Raw genomic sequence first — 18,611 nt, 5'->3', positions numbered from 1 at the left:
GGCATGTGCGGGCGTTTCGTCCAGCTCTCGCCCCCGTCGGCCCTTGCCGCGCTGTTCGGGGTCGACCCGGCGCTGGCGCCGCTGCCCAACGTCCCGCCCCGCTATAATGCCGCCCCGACCCAGGACCTCGTGGTGGTCCGCCGCAATCCCGAAACGGGCCGGCGCCATCTCGATCTCCTGCGCTGGGGTCTGGTGCCGTCCTTCGCCAAGGACGTCTCCGGCGGCGGGCGACTCATCAATGCGCGTTCGGAAACTGTTGCCGAAAAGCCCACTTTCCGCGCGGCCTGGCGTGCGGCGCGCCGCTGCATCATTCCGGCGGATGCCTTCTATGAATGGAAGGCCGTGGACAAGCGGCGCCAGCCCTTCCTCATCTTGCGCGCCGATGGCGCTCCCCTGGCGTTCGCGGGCTTGTGGGACGGCTGGAAGGATCCGGCCACCGGCCAGTGGCTGCGCACCTTCACGATCCTGACCTGTCCTGCGACGGAGCGGCTGCGCCCGTTGCACGAGCGGATGCCGGTGATCCTGCCCGACCAGGATGTGGCGGCATGGCTGGACGGCGCCGACGGCGCGGCGCTGATGCGGTCCTTCCCCGGCGAAGCGCTTCAGCTTTCCCCCGTCTCGACAGAGGTCAATTCGGTGCGAAACGAGGGAGCCGAGCTGATCGCGCCCCTGCCGCCCGCGGAGGCCGCTGCGGCGACAGCACTTCTGGCGACACCTTCGGCCTGAGACTCAGCGCCGCCGCCGCTCGGCCGCGAGATCCGCCATCAGCCCCTCGATGCGCTGGGCGTTGGTGCCGAGATCATGGATCCCGTAGCGCGCCGAGGACCGCACATCCACCCGCGCCCCCTTGGAGGTCGGCCGAATCCGGATCGACACGTCGCTCCGGAAACCCATGATGGGCGAAACCGCCACAGCCTCGATCTGACCATCGCGCCGCGTTCCGCGCGGGGGAATCGCATCGAGGATGTGCCAACGCCGCTTCTGCACCAAAGCGAGGACGGTATTGAACGCTTCCTCCGGCGTCGCGGTCAGGTCCACGGGCTTGATGCCGGGATAGGCCATGCGCTGGGCTTCCGCCGCCGCCGTGCCGCCGAAGACGAGGCTGTTGGCCTCGCGGGGGTGGGCGAGGGTCAGCGCCCGGAAGCGGGGCGGGTCGGTGGGGTCGGTCGCGATGTCCGTCAGCTGCGGCAGCATCATGCCGCGCGCAAGGACGGCTGCCGGGCCGGCGAGCACCAGACCGCCGATGGCCACCGCGGCGATGGCGCGGCCGATGCCCAGCCAGCCTGTCTCCCAGGTGATGAAGAAGGCCACGATGCCCATGGCCGCGGCGACGAGGGCCAGCGCGAGCCCGGCCCCCAGCGTGGCGATCGCCGGCTGGAAATCCAGCATGCCGGCGCGATAGAGCAGCGCCGCGAGCGCCACGACCGGCACCGAGAACAGGGCCAGCCGGAAGCTCCAGCGGGCCAGCGGCGAATAGCGCTCCTCGGTATAAAGCCGGCGTCTGATCATCCTGCCGCCCGTGACGCGCGTCTGCGCGATGTTCCCGTCGGTTAGACCGCGTTTTCGCCGGCGAGGGAAGAGGCTTTGCTCGGTGAAGCAGGAACGACCGCGGGCAAGACAGTGGGCAGGTCGTCCACGCTGTCCACCACGAGGTCCGCATCCCCGACGAGGTCGTCGACCGGCGCCGGGCCGCTGCGCACCAGGATGAAGCGCGCCCCCGCGCCGCGCGCGGCGGCGAGGTCGTGGGCGCTGTCCCCCACCACCGCCATGGCGTGGGGCGGATGACCGAACCGCTCGGCGAAAGCCGACACCATGCCGGGGCCCGGCTTGGACCCGAAACCGGAATCATAGCCATGGATGGCGTCGAGGAGCGGCAGCAGGCCCAAGGCGCCGGCCTGTTGCCGGGCATTCTCCTCCGCATCGTTGGTGACGATGGCGAGGGCGAATCCCGCACCCTTCAGCTGCCCCAGCGTTCGCGAGGGGTGGCCGATGGGCGTGAGGTTGGCGAGCCCCTCGGCGGCGAACAGCCGGTCGATCTCGGCGAGGAAGCCGGCGTCGGCGGGGCGACCCAAGGCGTGGGCCCACAGCGGGCCGTAATGGGCGGACGAACCGGAGACCAGCGGAGAGGTGGGCAGAAACCGTTCTTCGTCGGGGAGATAGTGGCTCACCGCCTCCAGCCGGGCGACGGCATGGGCGTCGTCGCGCGCCATCTGCCGCATCACCGCCCCGGCCGCGCGTCCCCAGGTGCGATCGAAATGCACCAGGGTGCCATCCTTGTCGAAAAGCAGCGCGGTCAGGTCTTGCATGGGCGGTCCGCTGGGGGAGGGGGGCGCCGGCTGGCCGGCTCGACCACGGCGAAGGACGTCTTTAGTATCACGCGCATGTCATTGAGACGACCCGCCGCACCGCGCCGCTGCCCGACCGCGCCCGACGCCCTGCTGCGGGCCGCGGCGCCCCGGCCGGCAGGATTTCCGCTCGCCCTCTGCCTCGGGTTCCTTGCCTTGACGGCGGCGAGCCCGACGCGCGCGGCCGCGCCCCTGCCACCCGCCAAGCCCAAGGATCTCAAGGCGCCCACGGCCCCGGTGGTCGCGCGCCTGCCGTCGCTGCGCGCGGCACCGCTGCCGCCGAGACGCCCGCCGGAACTGGCCGAGGAGGAGGGCGAGGCAGAGCCCGGGGGACAGGAGGCGCGGGGGGAAGAGGCTGGGCAACGGGAGGGACCGGTGGACGTGGGGACGGCCGAGCGCTTCGTGCGCGAGCCGACCACTCCGGGCGGACGACCTCGGGTGGCGTCACGCGAGACGGCCCCGGACGCGGTGCCTTCCCCCGGCGGACCGGGAAGCCTGGCGCCATCCGCGCCGTCTCCGGGGTCGGCCGCTCCCCTGGTGATGCCCTCCGCCTGTGCGGATCTCGTCGCGGCAGGCGAGATCGAGGCCGATCTCGACGTCTCCCTCTCCATCAATCCCGCATGCGGCCTGTTCGTCCCGGTGCGGCTGACGGCGGTGCGGCTCGGGGACGGGCGGATGATCCCGTTGAGGCCGGCGGCGGTGTCCCGCTGCGAGATGACGGTGGCGGCCGCGGCCTGGATGCGCGAGTCCCTGGCTCCCGCGGTCGCGGCGGCCGGCGGGGCGCTGGCGGCGATCCGGATCGCCGATTCCTACAATTGCCGTCCGCGCAATCGGGTGGCGGGCGCCAAGATGAGCGAGCACGGGCGCGGCAATGCGGTCGACGTCGGGGGCTTCGAACTCGGCGACGGACGGGTGTGGACCGTGGCGAAGGGCGGCCTGCCCATGGCGCTGCGCGGGTCCATGAAGGACAGTGCCTGCACGCGCTTCGCGACGGTCCTCGGCCCCGGATCCGATGGCTATCACGAGGATCATATCCACGTGGACCTTGCCCAGCGCCGCAACGATTTCAAGCTCTGCCATTGGAATCTCGACGCGGGCACCGCAGTGGCGTTGCGCAAGGACAAGCCCGCGCCCAGCGCCCCGGCGGCGTCGGCGCAGGGGGAGGCCGGTGACGCGCACGACGGGGAGGCGGCCGGTCCGGACAAGGATGCCGCCGACAAGAATGCCGCTGCGGCTTCGGCCGGCAACGCCGCGGGCCAGAGCGATGGCGGGCCTGCGCCGGCCTCCCCGCCCAAGGGCAACGCCGCGGGCGGGACGTCCAGGTCTGGAAAGGCCAGCCCGCCCAAGGATGGATCGTCCAAGGATGGATCGTCCAAGAGCGGTCAGGCGAAGAGCGGTCAGGCCGGCAACGCGCAGCCTAAGAATGCGCAGAACAAGGACGGGGGCACCAAGCCCACCCCCTCGAAGCAGACCCAGCCCGACTGAACCTCTCGCGACCGCGGCGCTTCAGGGCGTGCGGGCCCACAGCCTCGGCCTGAAAGCGCCCGAGCAGATGCCCAAACAAAAAGGGCGCGGCCGAGCCGCGCCCTTTTAGCGTCCGATGGACGAAAGCTCAGAGAACCACGACCTCGGCGCCCACCGGAACGCGGCTGTACAGATCGATCACGTCCTCGTTGAGCATGCGGATGCAGCCCGAGGAGATCGCCTGACCGATGTATTCCGGCTGGTTGGTGCCGTGGATGCGGAACAGGGTGTCCTGATTGCCCTGGTAGAGGTACAGGGCGCGGGCACCCATGGGGTTGTGCGGGCCGGGCGCCACGTAGGACGGAAGACCAGCGATGCGCTGGTGGATTTCCGGAGTGGGGGTCCAGCTCGGCCATTCGGTCTTGCGACCGACCTTGGCCTGGCCGCGGAAGGCGAGGCTTTCCTCGCCGACGGTCACGCCGTAGCGGATCGCCTTACCGTTGCCTTCCACGTAGTAAAGGAACTTGTTCGGAGTATCGACAACCACCGTGCCCGGCTTCTTATTGGTCGGATACTCAACGATATGCCGCGCGAAGTCGCCCGAAGGCTTCACATTCGGGTACGGCTTGTTGGCAAGAAGCTGCTTGTCCCGCGCCGTCATTGCCGTATCCGGCGCCGGCGCAACCGTTCCGGAGATGCAGCCGCTGAGCATCAAACCCGTCAGCAGTGCCCCGACCGCTCGCCACATCATATCTCGCCTCTTCAACTCTTTCCTTGACGCGCAAGGAGGATTCGACCCGCGAAAATGAATTAACCCAATGTCCGCCTCGCTTGAAGGGTGTTCGGATGGGGAGCTGATGCTTGTGCGAAGGCGTTGCAGAAATGCCTCACAGATTGACCTTTCGGCACCCTCTTTGGAGTTTTGCAAGGTTTGGGGCGCCTACTCTTCGTATGACCGCGGAGAAGTCGCATCGGCTGCACAGTTTTGACGCAGTTGATGGCCAAATCTGAGGGGTCACGCGAAGGTGCCGCTGCGTAACGGCGCACCACACAGGAGTTGGGACATGTCGACCGGACACCAAGGGCTCAGCCCCCGGGAAGAATCGGATCTGAAGCGTACCGCGCAGAGCCAGCAGTGGCGCGACATCGGCATTTCCGCCGTCGCCGCAGCCGCCCAGCAGGCGAGCGACAAGAAGGCCGCGGAGGCCAAGGCGGCCCAGGCCAACAAGGTGGTCACCCTCAAGGACATCGACTTCCTCGCCGCCTGAGCGAGAGCGATGGTTCTCCCGGAACCGGCGCGGGGGCCGGCCGGGGTGGCGACGAGCGGCGCGCTGGCCGCAGGGTGTCACGTGTCGCCCGGCCAGGATGCCCGAGCCGGGGAAGTCATTCGAGCCGGCCGCAGCACGTTCGGACTGGCGGCGACATTGGATTGCCGCCGGGTGACGGGGCGGTATCTCGGGAGCGGAAACGGAGAACGGGCGGCAGCCACAGTTCCCACGCGTCCCGCGGCGGGCTAGAAGGTCCGGCCGATCGGGGACCGCCGCATGATCTTCGCCTATACGCCCAGCCAGGGAAGTCTCGTGGCCGCCCCCGTAACGGATGGGCCCATACCCGAGGCCGCCGTCTGGCTCGATCTGATCTCACCCACCGAAGCGGACGACGCGCGCGCGGAAGCGTTCGCCGGCATTTCCGTGCCGACCCGCGAAGAGATGGGCGAGATCGAGCAGTCGAGCCGCCTCTATGTGGAGGACGGCGCGCGCTACATGACCGCCACCATTCTCTGCGGCGCCGATACCGAGACGCCGGTGATGCTGGCCGTCACCTTCATCCTCACCCGCGGCCGCCTCATCACCGTGCGCTACGGCGAGCCGCGCGCCTTCCCGTCCGTCGCCAACCGGCTCGGCAAGTCCTGCCCGGACACCATCAAGGGCGAGGATGTCCTGATCGAGCTGCTGGAGGCTGTGGTGGACAGGTCCGCCGACGTGCTGGAGCAGATCGGCGCGGACGTGGAGCGGATTTCGCGGCGCATCTTCGAGCGGTCGAGCGGCCGGGAGAATGCCAACCAGCGCTACCGCGCCATTCTCTCCCACATCGGCCGCAAGGAAGGGCTGGTGTCGTATGCCCGGGAAAGCCTCGCCTCCCTGCAGCGGCTCATTTCCTTCCTCGGGGCCGACACCGACGGATCGACCATCGCCAAGGATGGGAAGGCCAACATCAAGTCCATGAGCCGCGACGTGGCCGGCCTCTCCGACTACGCGAACTTCCTCGGCGACAAGCTCCAGTTCCTGCTGGATGCCACCATCGGCATGGTGGGCCTTGAGCAGAACAACATCATCAAGATCTTCGCCGTGCTCTCGGTGGTGCTGATGCCGCCGACGCTGATCGCCTCGATCTACGGCATGAACTTCCAGCACATGCCGGAGCTGGCGGAAACCTATGGCTATCCGCTCGCGCTCTGCGCCATGGTGGTGTCCGGTATTCTGCCCTACCTCTTCTTCAAGTGGCGCCGCTGGCTTTAGGCCACCGCCTCAGACGTGCTGGCCGCCGTTGATGTGGATCTCGGCGCCATTGAGGTAGGAGGAGGTCTCCGTGCAGAGCACGTAGATGATCTTCGCCACCTCGTCCGGCGTGCCGAGGCGCTGCATGGGGATCTGCGCCACGATCTTGTCCGTGCCCGGCGAGAGGATGGCAGTGTCGATCTCGCCCGGCGCGATGGCGTTCACCCTTATGCCGCGGCGGCCGAAGTCGGAGGCCATTTCCCGCGTCAAGGAAGCCAGCGCCGCCTTGGAGGTGGCATAGGCGGCGCCCGCGAAGGGATGCACCCGCGAGCCGGCGATGGAGGTGACGTTCACCACCGAGCCCTGCGCCTTCTCCAGCTCCGCCGAAAGGCCGCGGGCGAGGATGATGGGGGCGAAGAAATTCACCTGGAACACGTCGACCCAGGTCTCGAGGTCCGTGTCCAGCGTGCCGAGCCGCGCGCCACCCTCGCCCTTGGGCGAGATGGCGGCGTTGTTCACCAGGGCGTCGAGCTTGCCCTCCGGCAGGCGGCGCTTCACCTCGGCGATGGCCGCCTTGGTGCTGGCGGGGCTGGAAAGGTCTACCTGCAGATGGTCCTCCGGCCCGGCGCCCCACGGGCACTTCTCCGGAAAGGCATGGCGCGAGCAGGAGATGACACGCCAGCCGGCGGCCGAAAACCGCTTCACCGTGGCATGGCCGATGCCGCGCGAGGCCCCGGTGAGGAGCATGATGCGCGGGCGGTCCTGAGTATCGGATGTCATGGTGTGAGCCTCGGCCACAGCGGGCGAACGTGATGCACCATCCGCCCGCGTCCGGGTCAAGCCCGGTCGGCTTGTTCGATCAGGGATAAAGCCGCGTCTTCGTCCAGGCGTCGCCCTCGCCGGGGCGGCGGAACACCACGCGGTCGTGAAGGCGGAACGGCCGGTCGTGCCAGAATTCGATGGCGACGGGCAGGATGCGGAAGCCGGTCCAATGGGGCGGGCGCGGCACGCTGCCGAGGGCATATTTCGCGGTGGTGGTCGCGACCGCCGCCTCCAGCGCGAAGCGGCCTTCCAGAGGGCGCGACTGGGTCGAGGCCCAGGCGCCGATCTGCGAGAGGCGGGGGCGGGTGGCGAAATAGGCATCGGCCTCCGCGTCGCTCACCTGCTCCACCGGCCCGCGCACCCGTACCTGACGGCGCAGCGACTTCCAGTGGAACACCAGCGCCGCCTTGGGATGGGCCGCCAGTTCCCGGCCCTTGGCGCTTCCGGTGTTGGTGAAGAAGACGAAGCCGCGCTCGTCCAGCCCCTTCAGCAGCACCATGCGGGCATCGGGAAGCCCATCCTCGTCCACGGTCGCCAGCGTCATGGCGTTCGGATCGTTGGGCTCGGACTTGCCGGCCTCCTCCAGCCACTCGGCGAAAAGACGGAATGGCTCGGAAGATTCGGTGAAATCACCGGATGTTAAGGGATCACGGGGTTCCATGGTGTCGCTCGCCGTCATGTGGAGCCCCTCGTGCCTGATCGTTCGCGCGCCTCTCTGGGCGGCTTCATGGTTCTATATAGAAGCGTCGTGCGCCGGCGCGAAGGGCTCGGTGCCGTCGCGGGCACGTGTCTTCTGGCCGCGTCTCTGGCCGGTTGCGCCAGTTCGCCCTTTCACGACGACGATTCGCTCGTCACCGGCTCGATCAAGGCGACGCCGGCCTCCCTGCAGGTGCCGGAAGGCCCGGCGCCCAAGGGAATCACCGCCGGCGACTGGACGCAGGCCAAGCTCGCTCTCGACCAGGCGCTCGCCGCCCGAGACGGCGATGTGTCGGTGCCGTGGGACAATCCGGAGACCGGCGCGCGGGGCACGGCGACTCCGGTCGGCCCGACCCAAGCCGGCTGCCGCGCCTTCATGATCTCGCTGGTGGACGGCAAGTCCGCCGATCGCTGGGTGCAGGGCGAGGCGTGCAAGAGCCGCAGCGGCACCGTGCTCAACCAGGTCCGCCTGCTCGGACGAGCCTGAGCCGCATTCCGGTGCAAGCCACGCAAAAGGGGCATGGCGCACAAAAGCGCAGGCCGTTTGAGCGGTGCCGTTGCATTTTTTGCACCGCGAACCACATGTTCCGTGCGGCTGGCCGCCTGAGTGCCGGCCGCAGAGGTGACTATTCATGCGTGATCCCTACGACGTCCTCGGTGTTTCCAAGACCGCCGACGAGGCAGAGATCAAGCGCGCCTATCGCAAGCTCGCGAAGAAGCTCCACCCGGATGCCAACGCGTCCGATCCCAAGGCCCAGGACCGCTTCGCCGAGCTGAACACGGCGCACGAGATTCTCTCCGACAAGGAGAAGCGGGGCCAGTTCGACCGCGGCGAGATCGACGCGGAGGGCAAGCCGCGCGCGCCAGAGTTTTCTGGCTTCGGCGGCGGCGGGCCCCGGCGCGGGCCGGGCGGCTTCTCCGGCTTCGACGGCGATACGATTTTCGAGAGCTTCTCCTTCGGTCCCGAGGGGGCGCGGCGCACCTCCCGTGGTGGCGGCGGCGGGTTCGAGGATATCGGCGACATCTTCGGCTTCGGTCGGCAGCGCCGGTCTGCCGGTGGCGGCTTCGCGCCCCAGCCGGGCGCCGACATGGAGATCACGCTCCCCGTCTCCTTCGAGGAGGCGACGCAGGGGGCGTCGAAGCGTGTCGGCCTGCCCAACGGCAAGCAGATCGACATCAAGATCGCGCCCGGCACCCGCGAGGGGCATCGCATGCGCCTCAAGGGGCAGGGCGAGCCGAGCCCCATGGGCGGGCCAGCGGGCGATGCCTATGTGACCATCTCCTACGCCACGCATCCGGTGTTCGAGCGCGATGGCGACGACCTGCGGCAGGCGATCGACGTGCCGCTCGCCGATGCGGTGCTCGGGGCCAAGGTGCGGGTGCCGACGCTGACCGGCGCGGTGGAACTCGCCATTCCGGCCTGGACTTCCGGCGGGCGTACGTTCCGCCTGCGCGGCAAGGGCCTGCCCAACGCCACCGGCGGTCACGGCGACCTCCTGGCGCGGGTGAATGTGGTGCTGCCGGCGGACAAGAACGCGGAGCTGGAAGAGCTGATGCGCAAGCTCAAGGGGGAGGCGGCCTGACGCCGCCTCTGCCCTGATCCGCCGCCCCTGCGACGTTCCGGCTTACCATTTCGGCCGACTTTCCAGCCGTGCGGCTGGCTTCTAGAGTGCGCGCCCCGACAAGCATAACGGAAGCGCGCCCATGTTCCTCGAATTGCAGAACCTCTTTTTTGAAGACCTGACGGTCGGGCGCATCGAGCGCATGTCGAAGACGGTCTCCTCCTCGGACATCGTTGGCTTCGCCGAACTCACCGGCGATCGCAATCCCATCCATCTGTCCCAGCATTTCGCGGCGCGCACGCCCTTCGGCGGCCGCATCGCCCATGGCCTCTACACGGCGAGCCTGATCTCCGCCGTGCTCGGCACGCGCCTTCCGGGGCCGGGCGCGGTCTACATCTCCCAGACGCTGAACTTCCGGGCTCCCGTGCGCATCGACGACACGGTGGAGGTGGAAGTGCGCGTGGTGGAACTGATCCCCGAGCGCTTCCGCGCCCGCCTCTCCTGCATCTGCACGGTGAAGGGCGAAGTGGTGCTGGATGGCGAGGCGTGGGTGAAGGTGCCGTCCGCCGCCACCCAGAAGGTTGCATCCGCCTGACGGCTCGTACACGCTGCCTCCCCCCGGCAGGAGGAGAGGCGGCATGTTCGAATCCGCGACGTTCGCGCACCATCTCGACAAGGCCGCCTTCAAGGCGATGGAGCCCAGCCTGCGCGAGGATTTGCTCACCGCGCAGTTCCAGCTGATCGAGCAGAAGCGCCGCAGCCTCATCGTCCTCATCCATGGCCCGGACGGCGCCGGCAAGGGCGCGGTGCTGAACCGCCTCTACGGCTGGCTCGACGTGCGCAAGCTGCAGACGCTCACCTTCGACATGCCCTGCGCGCCGGAAGATCGTCCGGCCATGTGGAAATACTGGCGCGAACTGCCGCCCTTCGGCCAGATCGGCATCATGCTCGGCTCCTGGTACCACGCGCCCCTGTGCAAGCGGGCGCTGGACGAGATGAAGCGCGGCGACTTCATGGCGGCGCTGGAGGAGATCCAGCGCTTCGAGGGGATGCTCCATGCCGAGGGCGTGAGCCTGCTCAAGATCTGGCTCTATCTGGACGAGGATGAGGCCCGTACCCGCCTCAAGGGTGTCACCAAGGGCGACTGGCAGCGCCCCGTGGTGCGGGAGTGGGCGGAGCTGAAAGGCTCCGGCCCGCGCAAGCGGCTGCTCGCCATCTCCGAGGATGCCGCCCGCGCCACCTCCACCGAGACATCGCCCTGGCACGTGGTGCCGGCCGCCGACGAGGAATATCGCGACGCCATGGCCGGCAGCCTGCTCCTGGAGAAGCTCAGGTCCATGGTCTCCGAGCCCGAGCCGGCGCCCCAGCCGCTCGCGCCAAACCCGACACGGCTGCCGTCGGCGCTGCCGACCTTCTCCATCCTTTCCACCCTCGACCTCTCCAAATCCCTCGACGAAGACGATTACGACCGCCAGCTCGCGCAGGAGCAGAGCCGCATCACCCGCCTCACCAATTCCCCGCGCTTCGCCGATGCGGGGCTGGTGGTGGCGTTCGAGGGGTCGGATGCGGCGGGCAAGAGTTCCACCATCATGCGGCTGCGGCGGGCGCTCGATCCGCGGCGCTTCCGCGTGCACCCCATCGCGGCACCCACCGACGAGGAGCGGGCGCGGCCCTATCTCTGGCGTTTCTGGCGGCACATCCCGGCCCACGGGCGCACCGTGATCTTCGACCGGTCCTGGTACGGCCGCGTGCTGGTGGAGCGGGTGGAGGGTCTGTGCGGTCCCGACGACTGGGGCCGGGCCTATGGCGAGATCAACGATTTCGAGGCCCAGCTCTCGGCCGCCAACTATGTGGTGGTGAAGTTCTGGCTCGCCATCAGCCAGGAGGAGCAGGCCCGCCGCTTCGAGGAGCGCGAGACGGTCGCCTACAAGCGCTTCAAGCTCACCCCGGAGGACTGGCGCAACCGGGAGAAATGGCCCCTCTACGAGGCGGCGGTGACCGAAATGGTGGACCGCACCTCCACCCGCTTCGCCCCCTGGACCCTCGTGGAATCGGAGGACAAGCGCTACGGCCGGGTGAAGGTGCTGAAGACCATCGCCGACCGGCTGGAGGAGGCCATCGGTTAGCTGGGGACCTCCCACACCTGCCCCGGATGAAGCGGCAGGAAACGGTGTCGCGCCATGCCGGCGGCGTCGAGTGCCTCGCCGAGCGCGCGCTTGGGCGCATCCTGCCCCTCGTCGGTGAGGCGGAACGTGCCCCAGTGGATGCCGAGGCCCTGGGTGGCACCGGTGTCCTCCAGGATGCGCACGGCTTCCTCGGGATTGGTGTGCTGCGGGGCCATGAACCAGCGCGGCTCATAGGCGCCGATGGGGATCAGCGCCACCCGCGGCGCGCCGAAGTCGCGGGCGACCGCCCGGAAGATGGCGCCGGTGCCGTATCCGGTATCGCCGGCGAAATAGATCAGCCCCTGCGGCGTCGCTAGCACGAAGCCCGCCCACAAGGCAAACCGCCGGTCCCTTATGCCGCGCGCCGACCAGTGGTTGGCGGGGTGCAGGATCGCCTCCACCCCTGCGCCGAGATCGAAGCGCGCGCCCCAGTCGCCGGTGGTGATGTCGAGGGCCTTGAGCTGCGGGCGCAGGATCTTGTCGTTGCCGAGCGGCGTCAGCACCCGCGGGCGATGGGCGCGCTGGAGGCGACGGAGCGTCGCAATATCCATGTGGTCGTAATGGTTGTGGCTGAGCAGCACCCAGTCGATGGGCGGGAGGTCCGCGAAGGCGATGCCGGGCGGATTGTGCCGCTTCGGCCCGAGAAACCGGAGCGGACCGGCCCGTTCCGACCAGACCGGATCGGTGAGGATGTTCAGCCCCGCCACCTGGATCAGGACGCTGGCGTGCCCGACCATGGTGATGCGGATGCCGGCCGCCACGCGCGCCGGCGGCGTCTCTTCCCGTGCGGGGAGCGGCGGCGCGGCCGGCCAGCCGACAGGTGCCGGATCCTGTCCGCGCTTGGCCCGGCGCCACGCGAGCAGGTCCTTCAGGCTCTTGTCGGTGGAGGGATGATCGGGATTGAAGAAGCGCGTGCCATCGAAATGATCCGAGGCGGGGCCATGATGATACGGACGGGGCATGGCCCGACTCTAGCCGAAATAATCTGTGCTCGCGCGCTATTCGGCGGCCATTGCGTGCTCTGCGTGGGGGAACGGGCAGGCCGCGCCCTGGAGGTGGCCGCGCCCGAAATCCGCCAGTGCCTCCACGGCCCCCCGCAAGGCCTCGCCCTTCTGCGTGAGGCGGTAGCCGACCTGCGGCGGGACGGTGGGATAGACCCGGCGCAACACCAGCCCGTCCGCCTCCAGCTCGCGCAGCGCCTTTGAGAGGATGCGCTGGGTGACGTTGGGCATGCGCCGGCGCAGCTCGGAGAAACGCTGCTCTCCCTCCATGAGGTGATGGAGTGTCGCGCCCTTCCACTTGGCGCCGATCAGCGCCAGCGCTGCTTCGACCGGGCATCCCGTGCCCGGATAAGTCATATGGCGCCGTGCCAATGCTCTGTCCTCCACCCGCTGTCGCGGCTGGGAAGTATGGCGGACGCCGCGCACACGCGCCACTCGGCGTATCAATCCTGATACCACCCCACGCGATTGTGCCGTCTTGCGCAGGGCGCGGGACGATCGAGATTAGGCAGCGACGGCGCGCTCCGCGCCTGCTTCGAGAGAGATCGTCATGAAGGCCATCGGTTACGTCGCCTCCCTGCCCGCCGACAGCGCGGACGCCCTGTTCGCCTTCGAGGCGCCGGACCCCGTGCCGGGTCCGCGCGACCTGCTGGTGCGGGTGAAGGCCATTTCGGTCAATCCGGTGGACACCAAGGTGCGCATGCGCCGCCAGGGCACCGCCGAGGCGCCAGTGATCCTCGGCTGGGATGCGGCCGGCGTGGTCGAGGCGGTGGGCGCCGAGGCCGGGGCGTTCTGCGTCGGGGATGAGGTCTATTATGCCGGCGCCATCACCCGGCCGGGCACCAACGCCGAGCTTCATCTCGTGGATGCCCGCATCGCGGCGCGCAAGCCCAGGACGCTGTCCTTCGCAGAGGCCGCGGCCCTGCCGCTCACGGCGCTCACGGCCTATGAGAGCCTGTTCGACCGCCTCCGCCTGCCGCGTGGCGTCGCCGACGACAAGACGGTGCTGCTGATCGTCGGGGCGGCGGGCGGCGTCGGCTCCATGGCGGTGCAGCTGGCGCATCGGCTCGCCTCCGCCACCATCGTCGGCACCGCCTCCCGGCCGGAGAGCGTCGCCTGGGTGAAGGACCTGGGCGCCGACCATGTGATCGACCATACCAAGCCCCTCGCTGGTGAATTGAAGGCGCTCGGCCTTGGCGGCGTGCATCGCATCTTCAGCATCACTGGCACGCACCAGCATTGGCCGCAGCTGGTCGAGGCGCTGGTGCCGCAGGGCGCCATCTGCGTCATCGACGATCCTGCCGCCCTCGACGCCACCCTCCTGAAGCCCAAGAGCGGCGCGCTGGCGTGGGAATCCATGTTCACCCGCTCCATGTTCGAGACCCCGGACATGGACGCCCAGCACCGCATCCTCTCCGAGGTCGCGGGACTGGTGGACGAAGGTCTCCTGCGCACCACCCTCGGCGCCCAATTCGGCCCCATCACCCCGGACAACCTCCGGCGCGCTCACCTCGCGCTGGAGAGCGGGCGGTCCATCGGCAAGATCGTGCTGGAAGGCTGGGAATAAGCTCCCGAGAGCACCCCGCGCCGGTTCGCCCGGCGCGGGCGTGCCCCTGAGAGCCCCGCCACAGCCTGATGCCGGGTGCGACGCAGGCGGCGCCGTGACTGCGCTGACGTTCAGCCGGGGCGCCGGCGTGTCGATGGGAGTCGGGCGAAGGTCGAACGACTGAAAAGCGCTCCGCCGCACCGAGCTTTAGCAGGAAAGCGTGGCCGGATACCGCCGATACGCAAGTTCAAAGGGGCGCGGCCATGCGCAACAGTGGAGGTGCTGGGCAACTGGCAGGCGCGATATCATGGCCGGAGGAGAGGAAAGCAGGTGAGTGACCAACGAAAACACGGCCATTTCATTTGACCAATAGCTAAGCTTTAGACACGTTACAGCTGCGGCAGCGTACCCATTTCCGCATTGCCATTTCCAAGCGAGCGCCGACCGCTTCAAGAATGGGAAAGCCAATGGACCGGATTCACGCCAGGCTTCCAGCCTCGTTTGCCGCAGGGCTCCTCGCCTTGGGCATCAGCTCTGCGGTTCAAGCTCAGGCTCCGAGCAAGCCGAACATCCTTCTCATCGTGTCGGACGACACGGGCTATGGCGACCTCGGCCCCTACGGAGGCGGCGAGGGACGCGGCATGCCGACGCCCCACATCGACGAATTGGCCGAGAACGGGATGACGTTTTTCTCGTTCTACGCCCAGCCGAGCTGCACGCCTGGCCGCGCCGCAATGCAGACGGGCCGAATTCCCAATCGCAGCGGCATGACGACGGTTTCCTTCCAGGGCGATGGCGGCGGCCTGCCGGCGGCGGAGTGGACCGTCGCATCAGTACTCAAGCAGGGCGGGTACAAGACTTACTTCACCGGTAAATGGCACCTCGGTGAGGCGGACTATGCGCTGCCCAACGCCCAGGGCTACGACGTCATGAAATATGCCGGGCTGTACCACCTCAACGCCTACACCTACGGCGACCCCACTTGGTTCCCCGACATGGACCCGGAGCTGCGCGCCATGTTCAACCGGGTCACCAAAGGCGCGCTTTCCGGCAAAGCCGGCGAGAAACCCGTCGAGGAGTTCAAGATCAACGGGCAGTACGTCAACACACCCGTGGTTGACGGCAAGGAGGGGGTGGTCGGTATCCCCTTCTTCGACGGCTACGTGGAGAAGGCCGCGCTGGACTTCATTGACGATGCCGCGAAGACGCCAAACACACCCTTCTTCATCAACGTCAATTTCATGAAGGTGCACCAGCCAAATCTGCCAGCGCCCGAATTCGAGCATAAGTCGATGTCGAAAACGAAGTATGCTGACAGCGTCGTCGAGCTCGATACGCGCATCGGGCGCATCGTCGACAAGCTGAAGGCTGCCGGCCTCGACAAGAATACGCTCATCTTCTACACAACCGACAACGGTGCCTGGCAGGATGTCTACCCTGATGCAGGCTACACCCCCTTCCGCGGGACCAAGGGGACGGTGCGGGAAGGCGGCAACCGTGTGCCCGCCATTGCGGTCTGGCCCGGCAAGATCAAGCCGCAGGCCAAGAACCACGACATCGTGGGCGGCCTTGATTTGATGGCGACCTTCGCCAGCGTGGCCGGCCTCAAGCTTCCGGAGAAGGACCGCGAGGGCCAGCCCATCATCTTCGACAGCTATGACATGAGCCCCATCCTGCTCGGCACGGGGAAGTCCGCCCGCAAGAACTGGTTCTATTTCACCGAGAACGAGCTGACGCCCGGCGCCGCCCGCGTCGGCAACTACAAGGCGGTGTTCAACCTGCGTGGCGACGGAGGCGCCACGACGGGCGGTCTCGCCGTCGACACGAATCTCGGTTGGAAGGGCGCGGAGAAGTACGTCGCCACAGTCCCGCAGGTCTTCGACCTCTGGCAGGACCCGCAGGAGCGCTACGACATCTTCATGAACAACTACACCGAGCGCACCTGGACGCTGGTGACGATCAGCGCGGCGATCAAGGAGCTCATGGCGACGTACATTCAGTACCCGCCCCGCAAGATGCAGAGCCAGAGCTACGCGGGACCGGTCGAGATCTCGAGATACGAGAATTTCCAGTGGGTGCGCGAGCAACTCGCCGGCGAGGGTGTCAAGATCCCCCTTCCTACGGGCAATTGAATTCGGCGTCAGTTGTTCAGCGATGCGGAAGGAGAGCGTGGCTTTTCAGGGAGGGGAAGGGTGCTTGGCCGGCACGCATGCCCGCCTGTTGCTCGGCCGGGGTGAAACGAGCTCGCGATCGGGCGGGACCCGCATGGCGCCTGTGCGCTGGGCGGGCGGTCCGCGCCCCCCTTCCTCCCGACGTGCAGCGCCCGCCTGATCTCTGCCACTCGCGGCGTTTGCCATGCGCTCAGCCTCCCGAGCACGCGGCCGCTATGCCGAGCGTTTTGCGTGAATTGCGCTGGAGTGGGGGCAAAGGCGGAGCTTCGCCCTTCGTAGGCGTTCGAGGGTTCGTGGAATTGGAAAGTGGCTGGGGCGCCTGGATTCGAACCAGGGAATGGGGGAATCAAAATCCCCTGCCTTACCACTTGGCTACGCCCCAACGCGGCGGCGGACCATATAGGCGTGGGGCGCGCATGTCCACGGACCGGCGTGTGAATGCCGGCCGCGGGCGGCGGGGTGGATCGAAGGGATGGATCCGCCCGGCGCACGGGTCCGCCGAAAGCTGTGCGGAGGGCTTAAATTCCGTCGCGTCATCAATCATTTGCGCCGCGATTTCGCCGTGGTCGCGTGGCGTGCTGACCGTGCGTCCGGAACCGGACCGTGTGCCGCGCCGCTTCGCGCGGCCCCTTTGGAGGCCTGCACCATGCGTGCACGTACTGCCATCCTCGCCTTGACGTTCGCTGCCGCCTTCGCCGTGCCTGCCTTTGCCCAGAGCACCACGGCCCCAACCACGACCAAGCCCGCCGCGCCCGCGGCGACCACCACACCCGCCACGACGGCGCCCGCCACTGCACCTGCGACGACTGCGCCTGCGGCCGCAACGCCGGTCAAGCCGGCGGCGACCGCTCCCGCCGCCACGGGAGCCGGGACGGCAGCCAAGCCGGGCGCGCAGCCCTCACCTGCGAAGACGGCGCAGCATCAGCGTCAGGAGGCCTGCGGCGCCGAATGGCGTGCGGCGAAGGCCGCCGGGAAGATTCCCGCCGGCCAGACCTGGCCGAAATACTGGAGCGCGTGCAATACGCGCCTCAAGGCCCAGGGAAAATGACCAAGCAGGCCCGGGCGTGTCCCGCCTGAGCGATCCCGGTCAGCGCCGCTCCATGTACCACACCGACCGGCTCTCGCGCGCCGGCCGGTGTGCTCGCTTGTTAGGTCAGCTGCCGGTGAACCGCGGCGCTCGCTTCTCGGCGAAGGCGAGGCGACCCTCGCGATAATCGGCGCTGGCGTTGGCGAGGGCGGTGGCGCGCTTCGCGTCGCCGGTCAGGGGCTGGCTGCCGCTCTCCGCCGCCCGGATGGCGAGCTTCGCGGCCTTGAGGGTCAGCGGCGCGTTCTCGGCAATGCGGTGGAGCGTGCGCTCGGCCAGCGCCTCCACCTCGGCCGGCGGAGCGATGAGATCGACCGCGCCGATCCCGTACGCCCGCTCGGCGGGAAGGCGATCGGCGGTGAAGAACAATTGCCGCGCCCCCTGGCTGCCGAAAGCGCGCAACACCCGTCCGAGGCCGCGCGGATCGTAGCCGAGGCCCAGGCGCGCGGCGGGAATCGCGAAGAAGGCATCATCGGCGGCGATGCGCATGTCACAGCTCGCCGCCAGCGCGGCACCCGCGCCCACGCAGGCCCCGCGGATGAGGGCGACGGACGGGAAGGCAAGGTTTTCGATGGCGGAGCAGGCCTGCTCAACCAGATCGTCATAGCTCTGCGCGCCGGAGGCGTCCGAGCGGGCGCTGTCGAAATCGGAGATGTCCGCACCACCGGAGAAGGCGAGATCGCCGGCCCCCTTGAGCACGGCGACGCGGATATCGGTGCGTCGGCCGGCCTCCTGGGCAAAGGCGGAGAGCGCACGCCACATGGTGCTGGAGATGGCGTTGCGGCGCTCCGGATTGGTCAGCGCGAGGCGTGCGATGCCGCCCTCGACGGTGATGGCGATGCTACCGGCCAAGGTCGTCTCCCTGCTCCCGCCGACGCTCCTTCCGGGGCGCGGCTCCTCACCTTCCGGCGATCGCCGGTGGATGAGACGTTCCTAGAGCACGGGTCGATCCGATTGCAACGTCGTCGGGCTGGGCGCGATCCGGGGAGGGGACCGCCGCAGCGTTGGCGGGATGCGCTGAACGGTAAGGGGTTCCGGGGCGGCGCGCTGGGCGCCACCCCGTCCCCTACGGGCGCCGGTCAGGGCTTGGCACCCGAAGGAGGCCCGCCGGGCTGCGCTTAGGAACCGCAAATGCCCTTTGGAAGGTAATATATTAATTTAATCGACCGTTGCCCCTGTGTGGACGCGGATCAAAGCAGATTCAAGGAAAAAATGTCCGAATAGTCGTGATTTTTGACGTTGGTACTCGCATCCGTC

General features: G+C 68.3%; 19 protein-coding genes and 1 tRNA gene. 11 read left to right on the top strand and 9 right to left on the bottom strand.

What is annotated here, in order from left to right; genetic code table 11:
- Positions 1 to 3: 3 nt before the first annotated feature.
- The gene (locus tag ACT54R_RS20400; RefSeq protein ID WP_476329325.1) at positions 4 to 726 is read left to right on the top strand and encodes an SOS response-associated peptidase; all 723 of its coding nucleotides are present in this window, start codon (positions 4 to 6) and stop codon (positions 724 to 726) included.
- A gap of 3 nt (positions 727 to 729) precedes the next feature.
- Here ACT54R_RS20400 and ACT54R_RS20395 read toward each other — a convergent pair whose 3' ends face one another.
- Positions 730 to 1,509: a DUF1499 domain-containing protein gene (locus ACT54R_RS20395; RefSeq protein WP_168457632.1), complete on the bottom strand. Its 780-nt coding sequence runs from the start codon at positions 1,507 to 1,509 to the stop codon at positions 730 to 732.
- A 41-nt stretch (positions 1,510 to 1,550) separates the two neighbouring features.
- Entirely contained in the window at positions 1,551 to 2,306 is a 756-nt protein-coding gene (locus tag ACT54R_RS20390; protein ID WP_476329323.1) for an HAD family hydrolase, read from the bottom strand.
- A gap of 195 nt (positions 2,307 to 2,501) precedes the next feature.
- On the opposite strand from ACT54R_RS20390, the gene ACT54R_RS20385 reads away from it, so the two are divergent.
- On the top strand, positions 2,502 to 3,830 hold the full coding sequence (locus ACT54R_RS20385; RefSeq protein ID WP_476329321.1) for an extensin-like domain-containing protein: 1,329 nt from the start codon (positions 2,502 to 2,504) through the stop codon (positions 3,828 to 3,830).
- 127 nt (positions 3,831 to 3,957) lie between these two features.
- On the opposite strand, the gene ACT54R_RS20380 is transcribed toward ACT54R_RS20385, so the two are convergent.
- Positions 3,958 to 4,560, bottom strand: coding sequence for a L,D-transpeptidase (locus tag ACT54R_RS20380; protein WP_210257932.1), 603 nt, complete (start codon positions 4,558 to 4,560; stop codon positions 3,958 to 3,960).
- 313 nt (positions 4,561 to 4,873) lie between these two features.
- On the opposite strand from ACT54R_RS20380, the gene ACT54R_RS20375 reads away from it, so the two are divergent.
- Positions 4,874 to 5,077 (top strand): hypothetical protein, encoded by a 204-nt coding sequence (locus tag ACT54R_RS20375; protein WP_476329319.1) that lies wholly within the window; start codon positions 4,874 to 4,876, stop codon positions 5,075 to 5,077.
- A gap of 276 nt (positions 5,078 to 5,353) precedes the next feature.
- Positions 5,354 to 6,328 (top strand): magnesium transporter CorA family protein, encoded by a 975-nt coding sequence (locus ACT54R_RS20370; RefSeq protein ID WP_476329317.1) that lies wholly within the window; start codon positions 5,354 to 5,356, stop codon positions 6,326 to 6,328.
- A gap of 9 nt (positions 6,329 to 6,337) precedes the next feature.
- Here ACT54R_RS20370 and ACT54R_RS20365 read toward each other — a convergent pair whose 3' ends face one another.
- Together ACT54R_RS20365 and pdxH are read right to left on the bottom strand one after the other, a co-directional pair.
- Positions 6,338 to 7,054, bottom strand: coding sequence for an SDR family oxidoreductase (locus tag ACT54R_RS20365; protein ID WP_168457732.1), 717 nt, complete (start codon positions 7,052 to 7,054; stop codon positions 6,338 to 6,340).
- A gap of 112 nt (positions 7,055 to 7,166) precedes the next feature.
- Positions 7,167 to 7,808 (bottom strand): pyridoxamine 5'-phosphate oxidase, encoded by a 642-nt coding sequence (gene pdxH, locus ACT54R_RS20360; protein WP_476329315.1) that lies wholly within the window; start codon positions 7,806 to 7,808, stop codon positions 7,167 to 7,169.
- Between the two features lie 12 nt (positions 7,809 to 7,820).
- Here pdxH and ACT54R_RS20355 point away from each other — a divergent pair, with 12 nt between their 5' ends.
- The 4 genes from ACT54R_RS20355 to pap all read left to right on the top strand — a co-directional run bounded on the left by ACT54R_RS20355 (position 7,821) and on the right by pap (position 11,513).
- Positions 7,821 to 8,312 carry an RT0821/Lpp0805 family surface protein gene (locus ACT54R_RS20355; protein WP_476329313.1) on the top strand — a complete coding sequence of 164 codons (492 nt, stop codon included), beginning with the start codon at positions 7,821 to 7,823 and terminating at the stop codon, positions 8,310 to 8,312.
- Between the two features lie 145 nt (positions 8,313 to 8,457).
- Positions 8,458 to 9,408 carry a J domain-containing protein gene (locus tag ACT54R_RS20350; protein ID WP_168457640.1) on the top strand — a complete coding sequence of 317 codons (951 nt, stop codon included), beginning with the start codon at positions 8,458 to 8,460 and terminating at the stop codon, positions 9,406 to 9,408.
- Positions 9,409 to 9,529: 121 nt separating this feature from the next.
- Positions 9,530 to 9,982 (top strand): MaoC family dehydratase, encoded by a 453-nt coding sequence (locus ACT54R_RS20345; RefSeq protein ID WP_029555753.1) that lies wholly within the window; start codon positions 9,530 to 9,532, stop codon positions 9,980 to 9,982.
- A gap of 43 nt (positions 9,983 to 10,025) precedes the next feature.
- Positions 10,026 to 11,513, top strand: coding sequence for a polyphosphate:AMP phosphotransferase (pap, locus tag ACT54R_RS20340; RefSeq protein WP_476329310.1), 1,488 nt, complete (start codon positions 10,026 to 10,028; stop codon positions 11,511 to 11,513).
- Here the strand turns inward: pap and ACT54R_RS20335 are convergent.
- The gene (locus ACT54R_RS20335; RefSeq protein ID WP_476329308.1) at positions 11,510 to 12,514 is read right to left on the bottom strand and encodes an MBL fold metallo-hydrolase; all 1,005 of its coding nucleotides are present in this window, start codon (positions 12,512 to 12,514) and stop codon (positions 11,510 to 11,512) included. The genes pap and ACT54R_RS20335 overlap by 4 nt on opposite strands.
- Positions 12,515 to 12,550: 36 nt before the next feature.
- Complete coding sequence (locus ACT54R_RS20330; protein ID WP_476329306.1) at positions 12,551 to 12,925, bottom strand: winged helix-turn-helix transcriptional regulator; 375 nt, start codon at positions 12,923 to 12,925, stop codon at positions 12,551 to 12,553.
- A gap of 178 nt (positions 12,926 to 13,103) precedes the next feature.
- Here ACT54R_RS20330 and ACT54R_RS20325 point away from each other — a divergent pair, with 178 nt between their 5' ends.
- Both ACT54R_RS20325 and ACT54R_RS20320 read left to right on the top strand, forming a co-directional pair.
- Positions 13,104 to 14,120 carry a zinc-binding alcohol dehydrogenase family protein gene (locus tag ACT54R_RS20325; protein WP_476329304.1) on the top strand — a complete coding sequence of 339 codons (1,017 nt, stop codon included), beginning with the start codon at positions 13,104 to 13,106 and terminating at the stop codon, positions 14,118 to 14,120.
- A gap of 446 nt (positions 14,121 to 14,566) precedes the next feature.
- Positions 14,567 to 16,231, top strand: coding sequence for an arylsulfatase (locus ACT54R_RS20320; protein WP_476329302.1), 1,665 nt, complete (start codon positions 14,567 to 14,569; stop codon positions 16,229 to 16,231).
- Positions 16,232 to 16,577: 346 nt separating this feature from the next.
- Here the strand turns inward: ACT54R_RS20320 and ACT54R_RS20315 are convergent.
- Positions 16,578 to 16,652, bottom strand: a tRNA-Gln gene (locus ACT54R_RS20315).
- Positions 16,653 to 16,742: 90 nt separating this feature from the next.
- Between ACT54R_RS20315 and ACT54R_RS20310 the strand changes: the two genes are divergently transcribed.
- Positions 16,743 to 17,318: a hypothetical protein gene (locus ACT54R_RS20310; protein ID WP_476329300.1), complete on the top strand. Its 576-nt coding sequence runs from the start codon at positions 16,743 to 16,745 to the stop codon at positions 17,316 to 17,318.
- Positions 17,319 to 17,423: 105 nt separating this feature from the next.
- Here ACT54R_RS20310 and ACT54R_RS20305 read toward each other — a convergent pair whose 3' ends face one another.
- Complete coding sequence (locus tag ACT54R_RS20305; protein WP_476329298.1) at positions 17,424 to 18,206, bottom strand: enoyl-CoA hydratase-related protein; 783 nt, start codon at positions 18,204 to 18,206, stop codon at positions 17,424 to 17,426.
- Between the last annotated feature and the right edge of the window lie 405 nt (positions 18,207 to 18,611).

It is taken from the genome of Xanthobacter sp. DMC47 (assembly GCF_056313845.1).
This window is presented reverse-complemented; position numbering and strand designations above follow the sequence as displayed.

What these genes read in the sequence shown, in the direction of transcription:
- ACT54R_RS20400 (WP_476329325.1), top strand. Translation starts at nt 4, where the DNA reads ATGTGCGGGCGTTTCGTCCAGCTCTCGCCCCCGTCGGCCCTTGCCGCG.
- ACT54R_RS20395 (WP_168457632.1), bottom strand. Translation starts at nt 1,509, where the DNA reads ATGATCAGACGCCGGCTTTATACCGAGGAGCGCTATTCGCCGCTGGCC.
- ACT54R_RS20390 (WP_476329323.1), bottom strand. Translation starts at nt 2,306, where the DNA reads ATGCAAGACCTGACCGCGCTGCTTTTCGACAAGGATGGCACCCTGGTG.
- ACT54R_RS20380 (WP_210257932.1), bottom strand. Translation starts at nt 4,560, where the DNA reads ATGATGTGGCGAGCGGTCGGGGCACTGCTGACGGGTTTGATGCTCAGC.
- ACT54R_RS20375 (WP_476329319.1), top strand. Translation starts at nt 4,874, where the DNA reads ATGTCGACCGGACACCAAGGGCTCAGCCCCCGGGAAGAATCGGATCTG.
- ACT54R_RS20370 (WP_476329317.1), top strand. Translation starts at nt 5,354, where the DNA reads ATGATCTTCGCCTATACGCCCAGCCAGGGAAGTCTCGTGGCCGCCCCC.
- ACT54R_RS20365 (WP_168457732.1), bottom strand. Translation starts at nt 7,054, where the DNA reads ATGCTCCTCACCGGGGCCTCGCGCGGCATCGGCCATGCCACGGTGAAG.
- pdxH (WP_476329315.1), bottom strand. Translation starts at nt 7,808, where the DNA reads ATGACGGCGAGCGACACCATGGAACCCCGTGATCCCTTAACATCCGGT.
- ACT54R_RS20350 (WP_168457640.1), top strand. Translation starts at nt 8,458, where the DNA reads ATGCGTGATCCCTACGACGTCCTCGGTGTTTCCAAGACCGCCGACGAG.
- ACT54R_RS20345 (WP_029555753.1), top strand. Translation starts at nt 9,530, where the DNA reads ATGTTCCTCGAATTGCAGAACCTCTTTTTTGAAGACCTGACGGTCGGG.
- pap (WP_476329310.1), top strand. Translation starts at nt 10,026, where the DNA reads ATGTTCGAATCCGCGACGTTCGCGCACCATCTCGACAAGGCCGCCTTC.
- ACT54R_RS20335 (WP_476329308.1), bottom strand. Translation starts at nt 12,514, where the DNA reads ATGCCCCGTCCGTATCATCATGGCCCCGCCTCGGATCATTTCGATGGC.
- ACT54R_RS20325 (WP_476329304.1), top strand. Translation starts at nt 13,104, where the DNA reads ATGAAGGCCATCGGTTACGTCGCCTCCCTGCCCGCCGACAGCGCGGAC.
- ACT54R_RS20320 (WP_476329302.1), top strand. Translation starts at nt 14,567, where the DNA reads ATGGACCGGATTCACGCCAGGCTTCCAGCCTCGTTTGCCGCAGGGCTC.
- ACT54R_RS20310 (WP_476329300.1), top strand. Translation starts at nt 16,743, where the DNA reads ATGGATCCGCCCGGCGCACGGGTCCGCCGAAAGCTGTGCGGAGGGCTT.